Origin of the sequence: Spiribacter halobius (genome assembly GCF_020883455.1) — a bacterium.
GTDB classification, from domain to species: Bacteria; Pseudomonadota; Gammaproteobacteria; order Nitrococcales; family Nitrococcaceae; genus Sediminicurvatus; species Sediminicurvatus halobius.
Map to the genome: position 1 here is coordinate 2,080,385 of NZ_CP086615.1, position 16,048 is coordinate 2,096,432.

A 16,048-nucleotide genomic window follows, 5' to 3' on the forward strand; every position below is an offset into this window, starting at 1 on the left:
TGGCCGCGCGTCAACGCGCGGCCAGATAGGGCTCGAGTTCCTCGAAGAGCGCCGCCCGATCCTCCTTCGCCCGCGCGGCAATGCCGCGCTGGACGACCTCGGCCGTGAGGTGGGGGGCGAAGGTCTCGATGAACTCCAGCATATAGCCGCGCAGGTAGGTGCCGCGGCGGAAGCCGATGTTGGTGACGCTCGGCTCGAACAGGTGGCTCGCGTCGAGGGCGACCAGGCCCTCGTCGTGCCGCGGGTCGAAGGCCATGGAGGCCATGATGCCGACGCCGAGCCCGAGCTGGACGTAGGTCTTGATCACCTCCGAGTCGGTGGCGGTGAATACCACCTCCGGGTGCAGCCCGCGGGCGGCGAAGGCCTTGTCCAGCTTGGAGCGGCCGGTGAAGCCGAAGACGTAGGTCACGATGGGATAGCTCGCGATGGCCTCGAGGGTCAGCGGCTCCGCCTCCCGCAGCGGATGGTCCGCGGGCACGATGATGCTGCGGTTCCAGCGATAGCAGGGCAGCATCACCAGATCCTCGAACAGCTCGATGGCCTCGGTGGCGATGGCGAAGTCCACCGAGCCGCGGGCCGCCATCTCGGCGATCTGCATCGGCGTCCCTTGATGGATGTGCAGGCTCACGTTCGGGTAGCGGTGGCGAAACGCCGCCACGGTCTGCGGCAGCGCATGCCGGGCCTGGGTGTGCGTGGTGGCGATGGACAGGCTGCCGCGGGACTCGTCCACGTGCTCCTGGGCGATGGCCGTGATGTTGTGCGCCTCGCCGAGGATGCGCTCGGCCACCGCCAGGATCTCCTTGCCCGCGGGGGTGACGTGGGTCAGGTGCTTGCCGCTGCGCCCGAAGATCTGCACCCCGAGCTCGTCCTCCAGCAGGCGGATCTGCTTGCTCACCCCGGGCTGTGAGGTGTACAGCGCCTCCGCTGCGGCGGAGACGTTGAGCCCGCGGCGGGCCACCTCGACGATGTAGCGGAGCTGGTTGAGCTTCATGCCGGCCTCAAATAACGGGATCGTCTATAAGTAAAAGGATACATTCCTTTTGCAAATAATGCGGCCCCGTTAATTTACCGGCTTAACCCTGCTGCCCGCCCCTCCGTGGGGTTTACGCCATGCCTCAGCCGACTGCCACCGACCGCCACACCCGCAAGGCTCTGCGCCGTTCCGCGCCCGGCCGCCCCGGTTCGATGCCGCCGAGCCCGGCCGGGGGCACCGGTGCTGCCGAACGGGGCGGCGATGGGCGCGGCGAGGTCTACCTGATCGGCGCCGGCCCCGGCGATCCGGACCTTATCACCGTCCGCGGCCTGCGCCTGCTGCAGGCCGCGGACGTGGTGCTCTACGACCGGCTGGTCGCGCCGGAGCTCATCGCCCGCACCCGCGGTGACGCCGAGCGCCTGTTCGTCGGCAAGCAGCGCGACCGCCATGCCGTCCCCCAGGCCGAGATCAACCGCCTGCTCGCCGAGCACGCCCGGGCCGGGCGGCGCGTGGCGCGGCTGAAGGGCGGGGATCCGTTCATCTTCGGCCGCGGCGGCGAGGAGATCGACACCCTCATGAGCGAGGGCATCCCCTTCCAGGTGGTGCCGGGCGTCACCGCCGCCAGCGGCTGCTCGGCCTACGCCGGCATCCCGCTCACCCACCGCGACCATGCCCAGGCCTGCGTCTTCGTCACCGGCCACCGCCGCGCCGACGGCGGCCTCGCCGTGGACTTCGAGGCCCTGGCGAGGCCCGGTCAGACGGTGGTGATCTACATGGGCCTCGGTGGCCTGCCGGAGCTCGCGGCCGGGCTCGCCGACCACGGCCTCGCCGGGGAGACTCCCGCCGCCGCGGTGGAGCAGGGCACCACCCGCGGGCAGCGCGTGGTCACCGGAACCCTCGCCACCCTGGCCGACCGCGTCCACGCCGCCGGCCTGCAGCCCCCGGCCCTGGTCATCGTCGGCGAGGTGGTCCGCCTGCGCGAGCGCCTCGCGTGGTTCGAGGCCCGCCAGCCCAAAGCCGCCGCCGCGCCCGCCTGAGCCCCACGGCGCTCCGCCGCGCGATTTTCCGATCCCGTAGATCCGTAGGTCGGCAAGCGCGCAGCGCTCGCCGACAGCCGCGCCCAGCGCGGCCGTCCTGGATGAAAGCAGCCGCGGACTATTCCGATGCCAGCCATTCGCGAGACCTCTGGCCATGATTTCGCCTGCCGGCGTGTCGGGTAGCGCCTGCGGCGCTTCCCGACCTACCACGCTGCCCCGTCTGCCGCCGTAGGTCGTGCACGGCGAAGCCGTGTGCGACATCCCCTTACCGGCCGGGATGTCGCACACGGCCTTGCCGTGCACGACCTACGTGGGGATTCATACCTAACCGCACATAGCGGCCCCAGCCCGGCACGCCGGCCATGCGGCACATTTCGTGCCTGGGTCCGCCTGCCGGCATGTCGGGTAGCGTGTTTGGCGCTTCCCTAGCAGCCTGTTTCCGGGTTGAGGCTCCGCTATGATGGATTATCTGGCGGGGAGTAATGCCGTGGGGCTTGCCCCGGCTGCGGAGGGCGTGGTCAGCGCTTCCCTGGCCGTGAGGGACTCGGCCCGCCGCCGGTGACTCCGCGGCCCACCGATCTTTGGAAATGGTTCTTATTCCCTCGTATACTTACGAGCTTGCGCCGGCGCTGACTGCCGCTGGCTCGTTCGCCACTGCAGGGTAGTCTTCATGGACACAACCGAGATGTTTGCCTGGGAACGGCTGGTGGGTTTCTTCGGCGCCGGCGGGCCGGTGGTTGCCATCCTGGCCGTGATGTCGGTCATGGCGCTGACCATCGTGCTGGTCAAGCTCTGGCAGTTCCGCAGCGCGCGGGTGAGCGACCTGCGCAGCGCCGGCGAGGCGCTGCAGCTGCATCGCGCCGGCCAGTCCGCCGCGGCCGTCGCCCGCGCCGAGCGCTCCCGCAACCCCGCCGCGCAGGCCGTCGCGCGCGCCCTGCGCGGGGTCGAGCGCGGGCTGCCGGAGGCGAAGGTGCGCGAGGAGGTAACCCGCTATGGCCGCGGCGCCCTCGAGTCCCTGCGCACCGGGCTGCGGCCGCTGGAGGTGATCGGCTCGCTGGCCCCTCTGCTCGGGCTTTTCGGCACCGTGCTCGGCATGATCGAGGCCTTCCGCCAGCTCGAGGCTGCCGGCAACCGGGTGGACCCCTCCGTGCTCTCCGGCGGCATCTGGGAGGCGCTGCTCACCACCGCGGTCGGGCTCGCGGTGGCCATCCCCGTGGTGGCCCTGCTCAACTGGCTGGAGCGGCGCATCGAGCGCCTGGCGCATCGCATGGACGACTGCGTCACCCAGGTGTTCACGGTGGATCTGAGCGAGACCGCAAGCGCCCCCAACGAGGACGAGGCCGAGGATGAACCTGCCCGCTTCCGCGCAGCCGGCGTCGCTCGCCGCTGACCAGCGCCGCCGCCGGCCGCTGGTCGGCCTCACGCCGCTGATCGATGTCGTCTTCATCCTGCTGGTGTTCTTCATGCTCGCCTCGAGCTTTCTCGACTGGCGCGCCATCGAGCTGAATGCCCCCGCCGAGGCGAGCGTGGCGGGCACCCTGGAGGGTGCCCTGCTGATCGAGGTGCGCGCGGACGACCTGCGCCTGGGCGGCGAGGCCATCTCGCTCGGCGCCGTCGCCCAGGCGGTCCGTGGCCGCCTGGACGAGGCGCCCGACACCCGCGTGCTGGTGCGTCCTGCGGAGGGCGTCGAGCTGCAGCGGGCGGTGGACGTGCTGGACCGCCTGAGCGCCGCAGGGGTGACGGATCTCTCGCTGATCCGGGCGGGGGCAAGATGATCGGCGAGCCACGGCCCTTTGAGCAGCAGGCGCGCCCGCGCAACGACGACGAGCGCATATTGCCCCTGATCAATGTCGTTTTCCTGCTGCTGATCTTCTTCATGATTGCCGGTCAGCTCAGCGCCACGGACGCCTTCCGCGTGGAGCCGGCGGAGTCGCGCAGCGAGGGCCGCCCGGAGCGCGAGGACATCCTCGTGCTGGTCGGCGCCGACGGCCGGCTTGCCGTGGACGACGAGGAGATCGCGCCCGAGGCGCTGGTGGGCAACCTGCGCGAGCGGCTCGAGGGGCAGGACGCGGTCCGCGTCCGGCTCAAGGCCGATGCGCGCGCCGCGGCCACCGAGGTGGTGGCCATCATGGAGCAGCTACGCAGCGCGGGCGTCGAGCGCCTGCAGCTGCTGACGGTCCCGGAGCGCTGATGGGGCCGTCCCGCTGGCACTGGCTGCTCGCCCTGCTGGTCGCCCTGCTGCTGCATGTGGTGGCCCTGGCAACGGTGCTTTGGCAGACGCCGCGCAGCGGGGCCGAGAGCGCGGGGGCCGGGGGGCTGGAGGTCTCCCTGGGGCCGGCCGGCGGGGCGCCGGGCAGCGTCGCGGTAGAGGCGCCGGAGACGGCAGAGACCGAGCCGGCCGCCGAGAGTCCCGCGGAGGTACCGCCGGAGGCGGCGGAGGCGGAGACGGCCGCGCCGCCCGAGGCGGAACCCGCCGAGGTTGAGCCCCAGGCGCCGCCCGAGGCCCAGCCGGAGCGCGCCGCCGCCGAGACGCCGGATGTCGCGGAGAGGAGCGAGGCGCCGCGGCCCGAGGAGGTGCTGGCCCTCGCCGAGGAGCCGCCGGAGCCCGAGCCCGAGCGGGCGAAGCCCAGCGAGCCGGAGACCGCCGAGGCCGAGCCGGTGGAACCGGAGCCCGAGCCCGAGCCGGAGACGGTGGAGGCCATGGAGCCCGAGCCGGAACCCGAGCCAGAGCCAGAACCCGAACCCGATCCGGAACCCGTCGAGGCCGTGGAGCCGGAACCCGAGCCGGAACCGGAGACGACAGAGGTGGCCGAGCCGGAGCCCGCCGAGGAGACCCCAACGGAGGCTGCGGAAGCCGCCGAGGCAGTGCCTGAGCGCGAGCAGGTGGCCGCCAGCGAGGCCGGCAGCGGCGGCGAGGGCGGTACCCGCGACAGCCGCGATCAGGGCAGCGGCGATGACAGCGCGGCCGGCGGCGCCGCCGGGGCGCAGGCCGACTATATCGCCCGGCTGCGCGCCTGGCTCGAGCGGCACAAGGAGTACCCGCGGCGAGCGCGCTTGCGCCGCCAGGAGGGGGTGGCCACGCTGCGTTTCGTGCTGAATCGGAGAGGGGAGGTGATCGAGTACGCGCTGGAGCAGAGCTCTGGCCACTCGGCCCTCGACCGCGAGGTGGAGGCCATGATCCAGCGCGCCTCGCCGCTGCCGGCCATGCCCGATGACATGAACCGGGAACGTCTGGAGCTGGTGGTCCCGGTCCAGTTCTCACTGCGCTAGTCAGAATAACGAGGAGCTCCCATGCGATTCGTCAGCCATCTTCCCGCACTGCTGGTCGGTCTTCTGCTCGCGCTGCCGGCGGTGGCCCAGGCACAGGGCGGGCCCGTGTCCATTCAGCTCAACAAGCTCGAGCCGGACGGGGATGCCTGCCGCGCCTACCTGCTGATGGAAAACGGCAGCGACAGCGACTTCGAGAGCCTGAGCCTGGATCTCGTGATGTTCGACAACGACGGCATCATCGCCCGGCGCCTTGCCGTAGAGACGGCACCGCTGCCCGCCGGCAAGACCAGCGTCAAGGTGTTCGGCATCAGCGACCTGCCCTGCGGGGAGATCGGCCGGGTGCTGCTGAACGGCGTCCTCGACTGCGTCGACCAGACCGGGGAGCGGGGCGACTGCCTCGGCCGCATCGCCGTCGATAGCCTGGCCGGGGTTCCGTTCATCGAGTAGTGGCTGCGCCTGGCGCCAGTGGCTTCTGTCTGATCCCCCCGTTTCAGCATCTCCGGTGGCGACAGGGCAGCCGCGGGGCGGCGTGTGGTGCAATCGCTGGCGAGCCTGCTGGAGGGGTCCCGCTTCGAGGGCTTCGATGTGGCGCAGCGCGTGGTGCCCGAGGACTTAAGGACCGGGCGGCGGCGTCAGCAGCCGCCGCCACCGCCATCGCCGATGGCAATCCCGCCCGGCCCCGCCATCAGCGACCAGAGCGCGCCGAGATACAGGGCCAGGCCCCCGTAGCCGACCAGATCGGCGAGGCTCGCGGTACCGAACAGCGGCGTCTGCGGTCCGAGCCATGCCAGGACGATGCCGGCGAGCATGGCCATGGTCGCCAGGACGCAGAGCCACGCGACCCCGCCACGGTTGGCGCCGGTGGCCAGGCCGGAACGCGCCTGGGTCGCCGGCAGGCAGAGACCGCCCAGCAACCAGCACAGGCCGAGCGCGATCGCCTGCCAGCCCCCCGGCACGCCGGACGCCAGGGCGAACCCGCCGCCCAGGGCGGTGACGGGGCCGGCAAGCAGCAGGCTCACCGCCAGGCGCCTGTGCTCCCGCGACAGGCTCCGCCCGCGCAGGGCCCGGGCGGCGGCAGCCGCCAGCCGGCCGAGCTTCCACAGCAGGAAGCCGGCCATCACCACGGCGATGCCGGCGACAACGAGCCATGCCGCTTCCTTGCTCATTGCGGGAGTCTGGCAACGCCCGGGCCCGTGCGGCAAGCGACCGACCTGGAGACACCCCCGCGCCGCTGCCCTTGCCGGCGCCGCGCCGTGGCCCTATCTGATCGTTACCGGTGATCCTCGACCCGTTTGGATGCAAGGGAGGTGACGCGGATGAGGCGGTCGCTGGAGCCCAGGAGCGATGCCGCGCCCGCTCGGGCACGCGCACCGGCTGGGGCGCTGGGTGGCGGAACCGGCGTGGCCCTCGCCCCAGGTGGCGCCCGTGACCTGGCAGCTCGACGGCCAGCGCCGGCTGGTGCCGCCGACGCGGGCCGCGGGCAAGCCCGAGGGGCCGCTCAGCCTGCAGTCGCCGCTCTCGGTGGGGCTGATGGCGGGCAAGTGGTGCTCCTTGTGCACGCCACGCTGGACGCCTGGGAGGGCCGCGAGCGGGTGGACACCCGCATCCGGAAGGAGAAGATCCCGCGGGGTCTGCGGTGAGCCTTAACCTTCGGCCGCTCCGGTTACCCCTGCAACCATTTGGCCGCCGCCACCCCCGGTGCGCGCGTAAACTCCCGGGCGTGGCCCGTGGTGAGCGTCAACGGCGACGGCCGGACCGTGCCCCACACCCCGCTGGCGGCGAGGCCGGCCCCTTGGCAGCGAAGCGCAGGCTTGCCCCAATGCCGGGGACGCCTGACCGGGTCGGTGGGCCGGCCCGGCGGTCGTGGCGGCGCCGCGGGCTGACGCTGGCAGTTCTCGCCATCGTTTCTCTGACTGCCTGCACCGGCGGGACGCCGTCGGTCAGGCCCGTGGATACCCCCGCGAGGCCGGTCCCTGAGATGACCTTGCCGGCGGCGGACGGCGAGCGCCTGCCGGCGAGCCGCTGGCTGCCGGCGGGCCCACCCCGGGGCGTGGTGCTGGCGCTGCACGGCTTTGCCGAGTACCGCGGCGGCTTCTACACGCTGGGCCCGCGCCTCGCCGAGGCCGGCTACGCGGTGTACGCCTACGATCAGCGCGGCTTTGGGCAGACGGCCCGGCGCGGGTACTGGCCGGGCAGGGCGCAGCTCGTCGCCGACGCGCGCACGGTCCTGGCGCATCTGCGGGATCGCTACCCGGGTCGGCCGGTGCATCTGCTCGGGCACAGCATGGGGGGGGCGGTGGCCATGCTGGCGGTGACGGGCGAGGCCGCCGTCACCCCGGCGAGCACCATCCTGGTTGCGCCCGCCGTGCACGGCTGGGAGTCGCTGCCGCTGCTGCAGCGCTGGGCTCTGCAGGTGGGCAATGCCCTGTTCCCCGGCTGGCGGCCGCAGCAGCGCTGGGGGCAGCGCCTCGCCGATATCCGCGTCACCGACGATCCCTGGGTGCAGCTGGTGCAGGCTGGCGACCCAGACTATCTGCGCGCCATCCGGGTGGACATGATCCATGGCGTGGTGACGCTCATGGACCGGGCGCTTGCCGTCGCGGGCGGGTTGCCCGCCCGCACACTCGTGCTCTACGGCGGCCGGGACGACCTGGTGCCGCGCACCGCCTTCTGCAACCTGCTCGCACGCCTGCCGGCGCCGCCGGCCGGCCCGCGCGTCGCGCTCTACCCGGACGGGCATCATTACCTGCTGCGCGACCTGCAACGTGAGGCGCCCCTGCGGGACATCGTCGCCTGGCTGGAGGCCGGCCGCCGGCCGACCACGGTGGGTGCCGCGGTCAGCCGCGAGGAAGCCCGTGACCGGCTCTGCGCGGCGGGCGGGTAGCGTGCGCCCTCGCTTCGTGTATCGGTGAGACAGGCGGGCTAGCGATGCAGCCAGCAGGCGCTGTGGTGCCCGGGGCGGGGCTCGAAGTCCGGCGGCGTGTCCACGTCACATAGCCCCGGCATGTGATGCGGGCAGCGGGGATGGAAGCGGCAGGCCACGGGCGGGGCGATGAGGCTCGGCGGCTCACCGGCCGGAATCGGCCGCTCCCGGCGGGCATTCTCCGGGTCGGGGTCGGCCAGGGCGGCGAGCAGGGCCTGGGTATAGGGGTGCTGTGGACGGTCGATGAGCTCGTCCACCGGGGCCTCCTCGACGATGCGCCCGGCGTACATGACGAACACGCGGCTCGCGTAGTGGCGCACGGTGGAGAGGTCGTGGGTGATGAAAGCCAGTGTGAGCTCGCGCTCGCGCTGGATGCGGTGCAGCAGCTCCAGGATCTCCACGCGCACCGAGGCGTCCAGCATGGAGACCGGCTCGTCGGCGATGAGCAGGCTCGGCGCGAGCACCAGGGCGCGGGCGATGACCACGCGCTGCTGCTGGCCGCCGCTCAGCATGTGCGGGAACTTGCCGAGGTAGTCGGCGGCGGGGGCGAGGCGCACCTCGGCGAGGGCGGCGGCAATGCGCTCCGCCCGCTCGGCCCTGGGGACGCCGTGGACCTTGAGCGGCTCCTCGAGGATGCGGCGCACGTCCATGAACGGGGGCAGGGCGCCGTAGGGGTCCTGCTGCACGTAACCCACCCGGGCGCGATAGCGCTTGAGGGCGGCGCCACTGAGCGAGCCGAGCGCCTCGCCGTCGCACACCACCTGGCCCGCGCTCGGTCGGTGCAGGCCGAGCAGGGTGCGGGCGAGGGTCGACTTGCCGCAGCCACTCTCGCCGACGAAGGCGACGGCTTCGCCGGCGGCGAGCTCGAAGCTCACGCCGTCCACGGCCTGCACGCTGCCGGCGCGCAGGAAGCCCCAGCGGCGCAGCTCGAAGTGCGTGCGCAGTTCCTGCACGGCGAGGCGCACGCCGCCCGTCGTCGGTGTGTCGGGCCGCATGCTCATCCGTCGCCGTGCCCCGCGAACAGCCAGCAGCGGGCGTCGTGGCCGTCGGCCACGCGGAATGCGGGCGGGTCCTCGGCGCAGCGCGCGAAGCGCTGCGGACAGCGCTCGGCGAAGCGGCAGCCCGCGGGCGGCGCGGCGAGGCTCGGCGGCTCGCCCGGGATGGCCTGCGGCCGCTCCCGCTGCTGCAGGCGCGGCACGCTCGCCATCAGCAGGCGCGCATACGGGTGTGCGGGCGCCGTGAAGAAGGCCGCCGCGCCCGAGTGCTCGACGATCTGCCCGGCGTACATCAGCGCCACGCGGTCGGCGATCTCGCTGGAGGTGGCGACGTCGTGGGTGATGAGGATGAAGCTCGTCCCCCGCTCCCGCTTGATGGCCTTCAGCCGGTTCATGATGCTGGCCTGGGTGAGCACGTCCAGCGCCGAGGTGGGCTCGTCCATGATGACCAGATCCGGCTCGGTGATGAGCGCCATCGCCAGCACCACGCGCTGGCGCATGCCGCCGGAGAGCTCGAAGGGATAGCGGGCGAGGAAGTCGGTGGACACCCCCACCAGCTCGAAGACCTCCCGCGCCCGGGCGGCGGCCCGCTCGGCGCTTGCGCCACGATGCACCCGCAGCGGCTCGGCCACCTGCTCGCCGACGCGGACCACCGGGTTCAGCGCGTTCATCGCCGCCTGCATGACGAAGGCGATGCGCTGCCAGCGCACCTCGCGGCGGAAGCGCTCATCGGAGAGCGGCATGGTGTCCGTGCCGTCGATGGCCACCCGGCCGGCGAGGCGGGCGACGTTGCGCGGCAGCACGCGCAGCAGCGCGCGGGCGAGCGAGCTCTTGCCGCAGCCGGATTCCCCCAGCACCACCAGCGCCTCGCCGCGGTGGACGGTGAGATCGATGCTGTCCACGGCGCGCACGATGCCGCCCTGGCTGCGGTAGTGCAGGGTCAGCCCCTCGACGGCGAGCAGCGGCGCCGCGGCCATCACAGGCTCCTCAGCCGCGGGTTGAACACGCGGTCCAGCGCGAACCCGAGCATGGCGAAGCCGAGCCCGGTGAGCATGAGCAGCGCCGCGGGCTCCAGCACCCAGTAGAAATAGCCGTGATAGAGGGCGCTCTGGTTCTGGGCGTCGTTGAGCAGCTTGCCCCAGGTGGGCAGCGCGGGATCGCCCAGGCCGAGCACCGCGAGCGACGCCTCGAGGAAGACGAAGGTCGGGATGAGCGTGACGAATGTCGGGATGAGCACCGGCAGTATGCGCGGGATCATGTAGCGGAAGATGATGCGTGCATTGCTCGCCCCGTAGGCCTGCGCCGCCTCGATGTAGGGCGCCTCGCGGATGGGCAGGAGCATTGCGCGGTACATCTTCACGCTTGCCGAGAAGATGCCGAGCGCGATCACCACGCCGAGGATCACCCAGATGCTGGTGGAGTAGAGGGTCCCGACCATCACCAGCACGGGCAGGATGGGCAGGATCATGTTCACCTCGGTGAGCCGCTGGATCAGCCCGTCCACCCAGCCCCGGTACCAGACGCCGACGGCGGCGACGATGAGCGTGGTGACGGTGGTGCCCACCGTGGCGATCAGGCCGAAGGCGAGCGCCACCGGCGTGCCCCAGAGCAGCGCGAGCAGCAGGCTGCGGCGCTGGTGGTCCGTGCCGGCGAGGCCGTGCACCTGGCCGTAGACCACGAGGTCGGCGCTGATGTCGGCGTCTTCCTCGAAGACGATGGCATCGGCGATGAGCCGGTAGTCGCCGGTCTCGACCACGGGCGGGCCGTTGCCGTTGGGTGCGGCGAACAGCCCGACGTGGGCCGGGGCGCCCAGGCGCCGCTGCAGTGCCCAGTCCTGGGACAGGGCGATGCGCTCCTCGCGCCCGGACTGGTAGCTGCCAAGGGGGATGCGCCGGCCGTCCGGCGTCTCCCAGGCGAGGCGCACGAACGGTGCGCGCCGCTCGTACTCGGCCTCGATGAACACGCTCACCTCGCTCGGAAAGTCGCCGGCCTCGAAGCGGAAATCCAGCGGGATGCTGATGCGCCGGCCGCCGGGGAAGGCCTCCACGCTGCGTTGGGCCTCCGCCGCGGAGACGGTGAAGGTGGCCGGCCGGTCGCCGCCGAGCAGGCGGTCGGCCCAGACGGGGCCGGCATTCACCGGATAGCGCTGCCATACCTCGCCGCCGCGCCAGCGCTCCAGCGCCTCGCCGTAGGGGATGGCGATCACGGTGTAGACCGCCAGCGCCACCAGCAGCACCACGATCGCCGCGCCCGCCACCGCGGACGGGTAGCGGGCAACCTGCCGCAGCCCCGCGCGCCAGCGGCTCATTCCGGCCCCACCCTGACCCGCGGATCGAGGATCGCGTAGAGGATGTCCAGCAGGAACACGGTCGCCGCCAGCAGATAGGCGAAGATCACCACGCCGCCGATGATCACCGGCGTGTCCCGGTGGCCGATGGCCTGGAAGAGCAGCGTGCCGAGGCCCGGCCAGTTGAACACCTGCTCGAGGATGATGGCGCCGCTCCACAGCCCGATGAGCATGAGCAGGAAGCTGGTGACGATGGGGGCAAGCGTCGGGCGCAGGACATAGCGGCGCTGGATGAGGCGCTCGGGCAGGCCCTTGGCCCGGGCCATCTCTACGTAGTCCTCGCTGGAGTGGATGAGGAAGAATGTCCGCCAGGAGTAGATGGAGATGAAGATCTGCGAGAGGAACATGGCCGCCACCGGCAGCGCCATGTGCCGCGCCACGCTCCAGGCGTAGGCGAGGGTGCCCTCGGGCGGCGGCACCGCCACCATGCCGCCCGCGGGGAGCATCGGCCAGACGAAGGCGAAGATAAGGATCAGGAAGATGCCGTAGAACCAGCCGGGGGCCGCCGAGCTCGGGGCGAGGCCGATGACCGTGCGGTCCAGGGCACTGCCGTAACGCCGCGAGAGCCGCAGGGCGATCGCCACCGAGGTGAAGAACACCAGCAGGTTGGCCGTGCCGAACAGCAGCAGCGTGGCCGGCAGGCGCTCGGTGATGATGTCGCCCACCTCGCGCGAGCCCCGGTCCGAGGTCATCTGCTCGGCGCGGCCGAGATTGAGCCGCATGGCCTGCTCGAGGTAATCGAAGCTGCGCCAGATGAAGGGCTCGTCCAGGTTCAGCCGCTCCACCTCGAGCTGCACGCGCTCGGCGATGAGCGCGTTGCGCTCGCTCGCGCTCATGTCCGCGAACTGCGGATTGGCCCGCACGGCCTCGGCCACGGCGGACTCGATCTGCAGCCGGCGGATCTCGTCCACGCGCCCGCCCATGTTGGCGATGACGATGGTGAGATAGACACCCACCAGCACCGTCAGCAGCAGCGCGAGCGTGCGCTTGACCACGAACACGGCGAGGCGCCGCAGGTCGCGCAGCCGCCCGCCCGGGCTTCGCCGACGTCGCCCGGCGCTCATTGCTGCCCCTCGGCCTCGGCGGGGACCGTCGCGAAGACATGGCTCGCGAAGCGCGGCAGCGCCACGCGGTGAGAGCGCACGATCACCTCCAGCCGGTTGGCGCCCGCGCCGAGCTCGGCGATCACCGCCGCCGGTACGCGGATGCGCCAGCTGCCCGGCCGGGGCTCCGCGCCGCCCTGATGCGCGAGCGCGCCGGTGCCGTCGAAGAGCAGCCAGCTGACCTCCCGAATGGCGGTAACCGGATACGGCTCGCCGCCGGCGGTGATCTCCAGCCGGAAGCTCGCGGCCTGGTCGAGGTCAACGGTGATGGGGCCATCCAGGGCCGGCTCGGGGATGGCCACCTCGGCGACGCGCAGCCACTTGTCCGCGGGGTCGGGGAAGTCCTCGTCGCGCGCGAGCACCAGCGAGCCGGCCACCGCGTGCACCGACTCCAGGAAGAACGGCCCGTCGCCCACCCAGTAATGCCCCCGTGTGTCCCGCCAGGCGTCCAGGGCCTCATAGCGGCGGGCGGGGCCATCCTCCAGCGTGAACCCCGCCAGGACCCCGGCGAAGGGCACGTAGCCGGCATTGCGGGCGGCGTGGCGATGCCGGTCGAGAATGGGCAGCGAGGGCCCGGAGACCAGGCTCAGCCAGGGTATGCGGCGGCGATCGGCCTTGTCCGAGGAGAAGGCGAGCTCGCCGGCGGTCTCGGCACGGATGCCGAGGCCGAGCACGTGCCAGGGCAGTAGCGCCGGGGTGCGTATGGCGGCGATGGTCTCCGCGTCGGGGTAGATCTGGTCGCTGTAGACCTCCACGGTCAGCGGCTCGCGAGCGACGATCCGCCAGCCGCGGAAATGCTCCAGATAGGCCTCCTGCGCCGGCACGGCGCTGCGGTCGAACAGCGGACTCGCCTCGTCGGCACGGGCGAACTGCAGCAACCACGGCAGCATCAGGTCGGCCACCGACATGGGGGCGCCGTCGTGCCAGGCGCGGTCCAGGTAGCCGTCCTCGAAGGTGATCCGGGTGCGGGTGCGGGCGTCGAGCCCGTCCGGGTGCCGCTCGCCCACGGTGACGAGCGTCCCGTCCTCGGCATCGAAGCCGATCCAGGCCTCCGGTGGCACGGTGATTTCGGGCGCGGTGGCCAGCGACACCCAGTCGAGGCTGCGCTGGACGGGGGCGCCCTCCGCGACGGTCACCTCCGCGTGCTGAATGCGCTGGGGCCGGAACAGGCCGGTGAACGGATCCGGAAGCGCGGGTGGATCCTGGGTAGCGCTGATGATCATGCGGTCATACAGCCAGGTGGTGCCGGCCACGGGATTCCACGGGTCGGTGAGCAGCGAGGGCGTGGCGATGACCACCTCGCCGCCGAGGCGGTCCTCGAAGCGCAGGGTATACGGCCAGAGACGGGAGCCGGCGAGTCCCCCGGCCAGGTCGGCGGCGAGCTGGACGTCGGCAGCGAAGGGCCACACGCTCAGCTGATCCACCAGCCAGATGCGCACGGAGCTCTCCATGGCAAGCCCCAGGGCCTGGGCCATGAGCTCGTTGCGCTCGCCCGGCGAGGCGTAGTCCCGGCGCTCCAGCCGGCGCGCCAGCCGATCCAGCGCCGGCGGCGGGTCATAGGCCTGCCACAGTGGCGCCGGGCGGCCCTGGGGGGTGTAGAAGTCGGCGAAGTTCTGGGCCTGGTCGCGGTTGATGACCGTGGACACCCAGCCGCCGGTATAGATATGCCACTGCCCGGCGGCGGGGTCGGCGCCGAGCCACAGCGGTGCCGCCTGGTCGGCGGTGCGGTAGAGCCTGTCCACCGCGAAGCCCACGCCCTCGAGCTGGTTGGCCACGTAGTCGCCCACTTCGCGCCGGGTATCCTCGGTGCGGATGAGGAGCTTCAGCACCACCGGCTCGCCCTGGTAGTGCCAGGCGCCGTCCCGACGGGCGGCGCCGAGGTCCTCCATCTCGCGGCGGATCACCCGCTCGGCACGCTCCGGCTGGTAGGCGTACGCGAGCTCCAGAGCCCGAGCCCGGGGCGCGAGGCGGGCGTAGTCCGGGAAGGCCGTGCTGAGGGGCAGGGTCCGCGGCTCGGCGAGGCCGCCATAGAGCTCGCTGGCGATGTACTCGCGGTCCACCAGCCAGTTCAGCGCCTCGCGGATGGCGGGGACGGCGAAAGGGTTGAGCTCTCCGGTCTCGAGCTCGGGGCCTGCCGGGTTGAGGGTGAGCTCGGCCGAGGAGCCGTAGGACAGCGCGTAGTCCACGCGCGGGGCGTTGCGGATCTGGCGCAGGAGGACCGGGCTGGTGATCCCCTGGGCGAGCACATGGCGGGCGCCGGTCTCGATCTGGCCCACCACCTTGCCGGGGTTGGCGTCCTCGGTGAACACCACCTGGTCCACCAGCGCGCCGCGGCGCTGGGTGGCATCGCCACTGCTGTCCGACTGGGCGAGCACTGCGCCCGTGCCAAGGGCCAGCAGCGCGGCCAGCGCGATCTGCAACTGGTACAGCGATCGCCCCGTGGTCCGTGTCCAGAGTGCCATTGCCCCCGATGGTGCCGTGAATCGGATGCCTTAGCGAGGGGGGCGGCCGCCGATGGCCTCGGTAACCTCACGCGCGGCGGAGCGCACCCGCTCGCCGATGTCGGGCAGGGCAGCGTCGGGGAGGCGCGCGGCGAGGCCCGAGATGGAGATGCCGGCAACGGCCTCGCCGTACTCGTTGAAAATGGCCGCGGCGAGGCAGCGCATGCCCGTGGTGCTCTCCTCGTTGTCCAGCGCCCAGCCGCGCTGGCGTGTGTGCTGGAGATCGGCCTCGAGCGCGGCGAGAGTGGTTAGCGTGGTGTCCGTAAAGCGCGACAGGCCCCGCTCGGCGGCGATGGCGCGCAGGCTTGCCGTGCTGCGCTCGGCGAGCAGGGCCTTGCCGATGCCCGAGGCGTGCATATGGCCGCGGGTGCCCGGGCGGAAGAAGGCGCGGATGGGCTGGTGGGTCTCCACCTGGGAGACGAACACCACCTCGCCCCGGTCCTCGATACCGAGGTTGGAGGTCTCGCCGGTGGCCTCCACCAGCGCGCGCATGACCGGCCGCGCGGCCTCCACGGTGTTGGTCCGGCGCAGGAAGGCGCTGCCGATGCGGAAGCTCTCCACGCCGATGGCCCAGGTCTGGCTGTCCTCCTGGAAGGTGACCATGCCGCGCTGCTGCAGGGTGATGAGCAGCCGGTAGGCGCTGCTCGGCGCCATGTCGAGATCGACGGCGATCTCCGTGAGGGTGGCCTCGTGTTCCTCCGCGAGCAGGCGCAGCAGCCGCAGGCCACGATCGAGGGCCTGCACGGTGCCGCTCTGGCGCTCCGGCGCCTCGCTGCGAGGACGGCCGCGCTTGCGGCGCGGGTGCTGGTCTTCACTCATGGTCCGTCGAATTTTTCATCGCCGCAAAGTGGTCGCTGTGCGAAATAACCGGAACGCCCGCCAGGACAGCGTCCGCGGGC

The 16,048-nt window shown here is 72.2% G+C and carries 14 protein-coding genes and 1 pseudogene; 7 read left to right on the plus strand and 8 right to left on the minus strand.

Annotation, left to right across the window (positions count from 1 at the left end):
• Positions 1 to 10: 10 nt before the first annotated feature.
• The gene (gene cysB / locus LMH63_RS09470) at positions 11 to 991 is read right to left on the minus strand and encodes an HTH-type transcriptional regulator CysB (RefSeq protein WP_109677834.1); all 981 of its coding nucleotides are present in this window, start codon (positions 989 to 991) and stop codon (positions 11 to 13) included.
• Positions 992 to 1,233: 242 nt separating this feature from the next.
• On the opposite strand from cysB, the pseudogene cobA reads away from it, so the two are divergent.
• From cobA to LMH63_RS09500, 6 genes and pseudogenes are all read left to right on the plus strand, one after another.
• A pseudogene (gene cobA, locus LMH63_RS09475) lies at positions 1,234 to 2,010 on the plus strand (uroporphyrinogen-III C-methyltransferase); the annotation flags it as partial.
• A gap of 670 nt (positions 2,011 to 2,680) precedes the next feature.
• The gene (locus LMH63_RS09480) at positions 2,681 to 3,400 is read left to right on the plus strand and encodes a MotA/TolQ/ExbB proton channel family protein (RefSeq protein WP_109677838.1); all 720 of its coding nucleotides are present in this window, start codon (positions 2,681 to 2,683) and stop codon (positions 3,398 to 3,400) included.
• Complete coding sequence (locus LMH63_RS09485; RefSeq protein ID WP_109677840.1) at positions 3,357 to 3,785, plus strand: ExbD/TolR family protein; 429 nt, start codon at positions 3,357 to 3,359, stop codon at positions 3,783 to 3,785. The genes LMH63_RS09480 and LMH63_RS09485 overlap by 44 nt, the downstream gene beginning before the upstream one ends.
• Positions 3,782 to 4,201, plus strand: a complete 420-nt coding sequence (locus tag LMH63_RS09490) for an ExbD/TolR family protein (RefSeq protein ID WP_109677842.1) — start codon at positions 3,782 to 3,784, stop codon at positions 4,199 to 4,201. The genes LMH63_RS09485 and LMH63_RS09490 overlap by 4 nt, the downstream gene beginning before the upstream one ends.
• Positions 4,201 to 5,280, plus strand: a complete 1,080-nt coding sequence (locus LMH63_RS09495) for an energy transducer TonB (RefSeq protein WP_109677844.1) — start codon at positions 4,201 to 4,203, stop codon at positions 5,278 to 5,280. The genes LMH63_RS09490 and LMH63_RS09495 overlap by 1 nt, the downstream gene beginning before the upstream one ends.
• A 21-nt stretch (positions 5,281 to 5,301) precedes the next feature.
• Positions 5,302 to 5,727 carry a Tat pathway signal sequence domain protein gene (locus LMH63_RS09500; RefSeq protein WP_109677846.1) on the plus strand — a complete coding sequence of 142 codons (426 nt, stop codon included), beginning with the start codon at positions 5,302 to 5,304 and terminating at the stop codon, positions 5,725 to 5,727.
• Positions 5,728 to 5,912: 185 nt separating this feature from the next.
• Here the strand turns inward: LMH63_RS09500 and LMH63_RS09505 are convergent, their stop codons facing one another.
• Positions 5,913 to 6,446: a hypothetical protein gene (locus LMH63_RS09505; protein ID WP_109677848.1), complete on the minus strand. Its 534-nt coding sequence runs from the start codon at positions 6,444 to 6,446 to the stop codon at positions 5,913 to 5,915.
• An 812-nt stretch (positions 6,447 to 7,258) separates the two neighbouring features.
• Here LMH63_RS09505 and LMH63_RS09510 point away from each other — a divergent pair.
• Positions 7,259 to 8,164, plus strand: a complete 906-nt coding sequence (locus tag LMH63_RS09510; RefSeq protein WP_158280335.1) for an alpha/beta fold hydrolase — start codon at positions 7,259 to 7,261, stop codon at positions 8,162 to 8,164.
• Between the two features lie 38 nt (positions 8,165 to 8,202).
• Here LMH63_RS09510 and LMH63_RS09515 read toward each other — a convergent pair whose 3' ends face one another.
• From LMH63_RS09515 to bhcR, 6 genes are read right to left on the minus strand one after another with little or no spacing between them, the layout of a single operon-like run.
• Positions 8,203 to 9,204 (minus strand): ABC transporter ATP-binding protein, encoded by a 1,002-nt coding sequence (locus LMH63_RS09515; protein WP_373317850.1) that lies wholly within the window; start codon positions 9,202 to 9,204, stop codon positions 8,203 to 8,205.
• Positions 9,201 to 10,175, minus strand: coding sequence for an ABC transporter ATP-binding protein (locus LMH63_RS09520; protein WP_109677854.1), 975 nt, complete (start codon positions 10,173 to 10,175; stop codon positions 9,201 to 9,203). The genes LMH63_RS09515 and LMH63_RS09520 overlap by 4 nt, the downstream gene beginning before the upstream one ends.
• Positions 10,175 to 11,506 (minus strand): ABC transporter permease, encoded by a 1,332-nt coding sequence (locus LMH63_RS09525; protein WP_109677856.1) that lies wholly within the window; start codon positions 11,504 to 11,506, stop codon positions 10,175 to 10,177. Before LMH63_RS09525 ends, LMH63_RS09520 begins: the two co-directional genes overlap by 1 nt.
• Positions 11,503 to 12,609, minus strand: coding sequence for an ABC transporter permease (locus LMH63_RS09530; protein WP_109677858.1), 1,107 nt, complete (start codon positions 12,607 to 12,609; stop codon positions 11,503 to 11,505). Before LMH63_RS09530 ends, LMH63_RS09525 begins: the two co-directional genes overlap by 4 nt.
• A complete protein-coding gene (locus LMH63_RS09535) occupies positions 12,606 to 15,110 on the minus strand; it encodes an ABC transporter substrate-binding protein (RefSeq protein WP_109677860.1) in 2,505 nt (834 codons plus the stop codon). Before LMH63_RS09535 ends, LMH63_RS09530 begins: the two co-directional genes overlap by 4 nt.
• Positions 15,111 to 15,140: 30 nt before the next feature.
• Positions 15,141 to 15,968, minus strand: coding sequence for an HTH-type transcriptional regulator BhcR (bhcR, locus tag LMH63_RS09540; RefSeq protein WP_109677862.1), 828 nt, complete (start codon positions 15,966 to 15,968; stop codon positions 15,141 to 15,143).
• Positions 15,969 to 16,048 lie beyond the last annotated feature (80 nt).

Excerpts from the sequence above, each read along its gene's own strand:
- LMH63_RS09480 (WP_109677838.1), top strand. The coding sequence starts at position 2,681 with ATGGACACAACCGAGATGTTTGCCTGGGAACGGCTGGTGGGTTTCTTC.
- LMH63_RS09535 (WP_109677860.1), bottom strand. The coding sequence starts at position 15,110 with ATGGCACTCTGGACACGGACCACGGGGCGATCGCTGTACCAGTTGCAG.
- LMH63_RS09525 (WP_109677856.1), bottom strand. The coding sequence starts at position 11,506 with ATGAGCCGCTGGCGCGCGGGGCTGCGGCAGGTTGCCCGCTACCCGTCC.
- LMH63_RS09520 (WP_109677854.1), bottom strand. The coding sequence starts at position 10,175 with ATGGCCGCGGCGCCGCTGCTCGCCGTCGAGGGGCTGACCCTGCACTAC.
- bhcR (WP_109677862.1), bottom strand. The coding sequence starts at position 15,968 with ATGAGTGAAGACCAGCACCCGCGCCGCAAGCGCGGCCGTCCTCGCAGC.
- LMH63_RS09505 (WP_109677848.1), bottom strand. The coding sequence starts at position 6,446 with ATGAGCAAGGAAGCGGCATGGCTCGTTGTCGCCGGCATCGCCGTGGTG.
- LMH63_RS09510 (WP_158280335.1), top strand. The coding sequence starts at position 7,259 with ATGACCTTGCCGGCGGCGGACGGCGAGCGCCTGCCGGCGAGCCGCTGG.
- LMH63_RS09490 (WP_109677842.1), top strand. The coding sequence starts at position 3,782 with ATGATCGGCGAGCCACGGCCCTTTGAGCAGCAGGCGCGCCCGCGCAAC.
- LMH63_RS09485 (WP_109677840.1), top strand. The coding sequence starts at position 3,357 with ATGAACCTGCCCGCTTCCGCGCAGCCGGCGTCGCTCGCCGCTGACCAG.
- LMH63_RS09530 (WP_109677858.1), bottom strand. The coding sequence starts at position 12,609 with ATGAGCGCCGGGCGACGTCGGCGAAGCCCGGGCGGGCGGCTGCGCGAC.
- LMH63_RS09515 (WP_373317850.1), bottom strand. The coding sequence starts at position 9,204 with ATGAGCATGCGGCCCGACACACCGACGACGGGCGGCGTGCGCCTCGCC.
- LMH63_RS09495 (WP_109677844.1), top strand. The coding sequence starts at position 4,201 with ATGGGGCCGTCCCGCTGGCACTGGCTGCTCGCCCTGCTGGTCGCCCTG.
- cysB (WP_109677834.1), bottom strand. The coding sequence starts at position 991 with ATGAAGCTCAACCAGCTCCGCTACATCGTCGAGGTGGCCCGCCGCGGG.
- LMH63_RS09500 (WP_109677846.1), top strand. The coding sequence starts at position 5,302 with ATGCGATTCGTCAGCCATCTTCCCGCACTGCTGGTCGGTCTTCTGCTC.